The 4,455-nt window shown below is 57.1% G+C and carries 11 protein-coding genes; all 11 read right to left on the bottom strand.

All coding sequences use genetic code 11. From position 1 onward, the window contains the following. A partial coding sequence (locus WC683_19710; GenBank protein MFA4974834.1) for a hypothetical protein occupies positions 1-253 on the bottom strand: 253 nt, incomplete at its 3' end. 62 nt (positions 254-315) lie between these two features. Then, positions 316-639 carry a hypothetical protein gene (locus tag WC683_19705; GenBank protein ID MFA4974833.1) on the bottom strand — a complete coding sequence of 108 codons (324 nt, stop codon included), beginning with the start codon at positions 637-639 and terminating at the stop codon, positions 316-318. Positions 640-650: 11 nt separating this feature from the next. Then, positions 651-929, bottom strand: coding sequence for a hypothetical protein (locus WC683_19700; GenBank protein MFA4974832.1), 279 nt, complete (start codon positions 927-929; stop codon positions 651-653). A 78-nt stretch (positions 930-1,007) separates the two neighbouring features. Next, positions 1,008-1,385 (bottom strand): hypothetical protein, encoded by a 378-nt coding sequence (locus WC683_19695; protein ID MFA4974831.1) that lies wholly within the window; start codon positions 1,383-1,385, stop codon positions 1,008-1,010. 143 nt (positions 1,386-1,528) lie between these two features. After that, the gene (locus WC683_19690; GenBank protein MFA4974830.1) at positions 1,529-1,846 is read right to left on the bottom strand and encodes a hypothetical protein; all 318 of its coding nucleotides are present in this window, start codon (positions 1,844-1,846) and stop codon (positions 1,529-1,531) included. 120 nt (positions 1,847-1,966) lie between these two features. Then, entirely contained in the window at positions 1,967-2,380 is a 414-nt protein-coding gene (locus WC683_19685; GenBank protein MFA4974829.1) for a hypothetical protein, read from the bottom strand. A 53-nt stretch (positions 2,381-2,433) separates the two neighbouring features. Then, entirely contained in the window at positions 2,434-2,769 is a 336-nt protein-coding gene (locus WC683_19680) for a hypothetical protein (protein ID MFA4974828.1), read from the bottom strand. 82 nt (positions 2,770-2,851) lie between these two features. Next, positions 2,852-3,145, bottom strand: a complete 294-nt coding sequence (locus WC683_19675; GenBank protein MFA4974827.1) for a hypothetical protein — start codon at positions 3,143-3,145, stop codon at positions 2,852-2,854. Between the two features lie 85 nt (positions 3,146-3,230). Further along, entirely contained in the window at positions 3,231-3,485 is a 255-nt protein-coding gene (locus WC683_19670; protein ID MFA4974826.1) for a hypothetical protein, read from the bottom strand. 71 nt (positions 3,486-3,556) lie between these two features. Continuing rightward, entirely contained in the window at positions 3,557-3,808 is a 252-nt protein-coding gene (locus WC683_19665) for a hypothetical protein (GenBank protein ID MFA4974825.1), read from the bottom strand. Positions 3,809-4,252: 444 nt separating this feature from the next. Continuing rightward, a partial coding sequence (locus WC683_19660) for a hypothetical protein (protein ID MFA4974824.1) occupies positions 4,253-4,455 on the bottom strand: 203 nt, incomplete at its 5' end.

The following is a 4,455-nucleotide window of genomic DNA, read 5'->3' as shown; positions in this document are numbered from 1 at the left end:
CGTCGCCCCAGGCCTCGCAGGCCTCGACGGCCATGGAGATCCAGAGCTGGAGCTGCGCGTTGAGCGGCGCGCATGACCAATGCACCGTGGCAGCGTCGGCGCGGCAGAGCAGCCCCGCGCGCAGCGGCTCACGGAGTGGCCCCCCGTCGCCCTGCAAGGTCCGGACGTGGTAGACGCCCGCCTGCGTCGGCGCCTCCGGATAGGCGTTCCGCGCAAGGACCAGCACGCGAAACGACTGCCCCTCGTCGACCATGACTCCAAACCGCCCGCCTGCCCGTGCCACACACGTCGGGCACAGCTTAATCTCCGACAGCTTCACTTGAGCACCTCCAAGCAGATATCGATCTCAGCGAGAAAGTCGCGCTGCGCCGCATCGAGGAAATTATAGTGCTTCGCTCGGAAGGTTCGCACTGTGAACCGAATGCCCTCAAGCGCGCCGCGATATCGGTCCTCGGACGGTTCGCTCCACGGGCTTTTCGCCTCCCTCCCCCCATTTGCCTCGATCTGCCGTGTCGCGCCGCACGAGCACGTCTCGACGTACACCACGCCACCATGCTCGATGCCCGAGCAGACACCCGGTGCGACACAATGCGACCAGCTCTGAACCGTTCGTGACTTCATGCGATGTTGCTTGTGCATGTTCTCCTCCCTCACCCGACACGAACCGATACCCAGATCTCTGCCAACGGCAGCCAGCCGCCACCGGGGCACGGGCGCCCCAGGGTCGCAGTACGCTGGTGCGCGACGATGCGGTCGCCGCACACCTGCGTCCCGTCCGACCGGGCCGTGATGACGTGGAGCCCGGAGCGTCGCGCCACCGACTTGATCGCCGCGACGGCGGGTGACTCGTCCTCGTCACACATGGCGACGGTGCCGTTGCGGTCAAAGTCGCCGCGCCCCCATACCGTGTACGTGATCTTGCGTTTCATCGTCTCCTCCACGCCTAGCGTCCGAGCCAGGCGAGAACGTCGAGACGAGCTCGGCGGCCTCGCGCGGCTCGGGTGCCGCTACTTGACCGCGCCGCTAGGCGCTCGCGCGCCAGGCGCCCACTGCCGCATCTCACGCGCGAGGTCTGCGAAGCCATCAGCCTCACAGAACCACATCGGCGCCTTGACACCGTACTGATAGCACGCCTCCGCGACGGCGATCGGTGTACTGGGCATACCTTCCCAACCACACGATTTCATCGCGCTCGCGATGTTGCTAGGACCGATCGCCTCGAGATCGACGATCGCCACATCGCCGAGATAACGAGGATACCCCTCATTATCGCGACCACAAGCGTCGTCCATATCCATGATCTCAACAAAGGCGAATTTGCGCGGCCCGATCTCGAGGGCCAACAATAAATCGGTGTCGTCCCGCAATGTGATAAACTTTTCCACGTTCCCTCACTTTCATCCGGCCACGATCCCGCACGATCTTTTCGCAACCCGCGAGCAAAGTGCTCGTGAGCTCTGAAAAGGCGCCGACGGTCGGGATCGCCCGAGGGATAGGGCACCGTCGGCATAATCCCTCTATTACACCTCTAATCGATCAAGCTCGCCGTCGCGAGCCGTCGCGCTAGCTTGCGCGCCGTCGCACCGTCGCGGTAGGCTTGAAAGTCACCGACGGTATCGATCTCACCATCGTTGGTTTGCACGCGGACCGTGTAGAGTCGCGCCGTGCGATCGAAGTTATCTTCCGACGTGACGAAGAATGAAACTCCGTCGTCTCGCACGTATGCCACCCTGGGCAAGCGACACCCGAAGAATCGGCATGTGTCACGGTCGAACCAGTGTCCCGTCGGCACCATGCTGTGGTAACACTTCACGATCGTCTCGATATCGATTGTTCGCGCTTTCATGATTCCCTCTTTTCCTTGCTCAACCCCGAATCACGCGGCCCGAATCACCTCGGGAGTCGCGCCGCGTTCATCCGTTTTCGAGCTCGTATGTTAGGACGCTTTCAAGCGTCTTTTATTCACCTAGATCCACTCAAAACCGAGTGTATCCATGATCGAACTCGCGAGCCCCTCCGGAGTCTGATCTTCTGCGATCTCTTCCCCATCGCAACCCCTGATCTCAGAGCCGTCACCGAGATCGAACAGGGCTTGAACAAGCGCCCAGAGCTGAGATACATCGAACGTTACCGCGTCGCGATAATGCCTTACTGGATCGCGCGCTTCGATGCCACGGGTCTCCGGCATTTTGATTCCGCGCCTTCCAGCGAGCTCCATTGCGGCGATAAGCACCGGGAGATCGTCATTGCCGGGCGGGATCGTGATCTCGTATCCCGACTCACATTCTTCCGAGAACGCGAGGTCAAAGGCCGCGCGAGTCGGCATGACGCCGAAACTCATTGACTGCCGGTATCCATCCTCTTCACGATTGTGTGCCATTGGTCCCTCTCTTTTCTCGTCCTAATATTCAGACGCTAGCAGCGCCTGTTTATTCAAAGTTTTCGACCGTAATAAACCGTTTCAGACTCGTAATACTGTTCAAAGCGTTCGTCGAAAGTCGAGCGAGAAACGAGCTTGTTGACATGCCAGCCCGAACGCATATCCTCGAGATCCTTCGATGTGAATCCGAAATCCGATTCGTATTCGCTGGCATCGTAACAGTTTACGAATTCGAGCTTGACACTGGACACTTTACAGTGGTGTATGCCGGCGAATTCACGGCGCACCTTATCACTTTTCGGTGTGACCGTGAAACTTTCGTCGATATGATTCATGAATTCGATCTCGCACACTATGAAGTAACCCTTTTCGGGCACCTTACGCGCCATGACAATCCCTCTCTTTCGTAGTGATCCCGTTCCATGGCCTGACACCGTCAGGCCATGACACTGGCGCACTATGAAGGCCAGGCTATTCTTCGCTTTCCTCGAGATCATCACCCGTATCCGGGTCGCAATTCCATTCGGCGGAAAGCGCCTCACGTGCTTTCTCCTCCGTATCAAACGGGCCGCTCCACTCCGTTTGATCCATGTAGCCCGGGGCGGAAAGGTGACAAAACCAGCCTTCCAAATACTCTACTTCGTGCCCCGCCGGAAAGTCTTTTTCCGAGTAATACTCGGCGGGTCCGGTCCACAACCATTCGTCACGAGAATCACGAACCGTTGCGAACCGACCTTTCACATACTCTGGCACCATAAACGCCATGTTCCCTCGCTCCTTTCTACTTTCGTAGTGATCCCGCTCCGCGGCCCGAGCTCGTCGGGCCGCGACACTGGAGCACTATGAAAGATCAGACTTCGCAGATAAAACCATCGTTTCTTTCATAGAAATCGATTTCCTGACGATCGCCAAGTTCAGGGAATTCTGCGCGATCTTCAGGCAGCACATGAAAACCGTATTCGGGGCCATCGTCACGATCTGCCATGCCTTCGAGCATTGCCTGATAATAAAACGGAGCGTACACCATCTCTCCCTCGAATTTACCAGGCGAACAGATCCGGCCATCGACGACTTTGTAATCACGCTCGATTTCAGCCCGTGTCATGTTCCCTCACTCCTTTCACGATCCCGAGTCAAGCGCCCACATAGTGGGCGCCTCAATCGAAAGCGCGAAAACTAATCGACAGCGATCCAAGGAGTATGTTCTCGCATGAAAGCGCGGCACGCTTCCACGTTTTCTCGCTCGCATTCATCGATTTCATGCGTCTCATAAGACGCAAAAAACCCTGCCGTAAAACCGATCAAGAAATTGTTGGAGCGCTTCCCGATCTTTTCGCAGGCTCGGGAATAGTCCGTTGTTTCGTAGGCATTGACGAAATTACCGTGGTCAAAGCCACGGCTTATCGCCATTTTATCCCTAAGTCTCATTAGCCTATCGCTCCTTTCTTCTACAGGTATAAACGCAAGCTATTAGGGTTTATTCAAACTTTCTTGACCCTATGTCGCTTTTGTCCCTTCCCTATGTCTCTTGCCTCTCGAGAGTATAAACGATGCGATGAATAGGTATATTCACTTTTTCTCAAGGGTATACGTCGATTCATGGCATAGTATGTGCTATATGTTCGATAGGTATGCGGGCGGTTTTTCATACCTACATTGCCCCCATGTCCCCATACCTATAACCACATTCGGCGGTAGGTGTAATCAAACATATGACAATGGTGTATCAGGTACACATAGTCCATACCTAACTCTACACTGTAGTTATATGTATCAATAGGTATGAAATGGTGTCGCAGAGCTCGGCGGCCAGGGTCCCGATAGATGTGGGTACACATACGCCGAGCTCGGACCCGGCGGCCAGGTGCGAGCTCAGGGGATGATGCCCTTGGCGCGGGCAAGCTGGGCGAGCTGGGCGACGGCGTAACCGCCCAGGGTAGCTTTCTTGACGATCGCCTGGACGCGATGATCCCGCGATTCGATGAGCTCGCCGGAGGAGACCGGCAGATCCAGACCGCGCGCAGCAGCGAGCTCGGCGGCGGCGAACACCCACGTCCGGACCGCCAGGATGCGGT

The sequence above is a fragment of the bacterium genome, from assembly GCA_041648665.1.
Taxonomy (GTDB): Bacteria; UBA10199; UBA10199; order 2-02-FULL-44-16; family JAAZCA01; genus JAFGMW01.
The sequence above is the reverse complement of the archived record's forward strand: the minus strand, read 5'-3'. Positions and strand labels throughout refer to the sequence as shown.

Excerpts from the sequence above, each read along its gene's own strand:
- WC683_19705 (MFA4974833.1), bottom strand. The coding sequence starts at position 639 with ATGCACAAGCAACATCGCATGAAGTCACGAACGGTTCAGAGCTGGTCG.
- WC683_19700 (MFA4974832.1), bottom strand. The coding sequence starts at position 929 with ATGAAACGCAAGATCACGTACACGGTATGGGGGCGCGGCGACTTTGAC.
- WC683_19690 (MFA4974830.1), bottom strand. The coding sequence starts at position 1,846 with ATGAAAGCGCGAACAATCGATATCGAGACGATCGTGAAGTGTTACCAC.
- WC683_19685 (MFA4974829.1), bottom strand. The coding sequence starts at position 2,380 with ATGGCACACAATCGTGAAGAGGATGGATACCGGCAGTCAATGAGTTTC.
- WC683_19680 (MFA4974828.1), bottom strand. The coding sequence starts at position 2,769 with ATGGCGCGTAAGGTGCCCGAAAAGGGTTACTTCATAGTGTGCGAGATC.
- WC683_19675 (MFA4974827.1), bottom strand. The coding sequence starts at position 3,145 with ATGGCGTTTATGGTGCCAGAGTATGTGAAAGGTCGGTTCGCAACGGTT.
- WC683_19670 (MFA4974826.1), bottom strand. The coding sequence starts at position 3,485 with ATGACACGGGCTGAAATCGAGCGTGATTACAAAGTCGTCGATGGCCGG.
- WC683_19665 (MFA4974825.1), bottom strand. The coding sequence starts at position 3,808 with ATGAGACTTAGGGATAAAATGGCGATAAGCCGTGGCTTTGACCACGGT.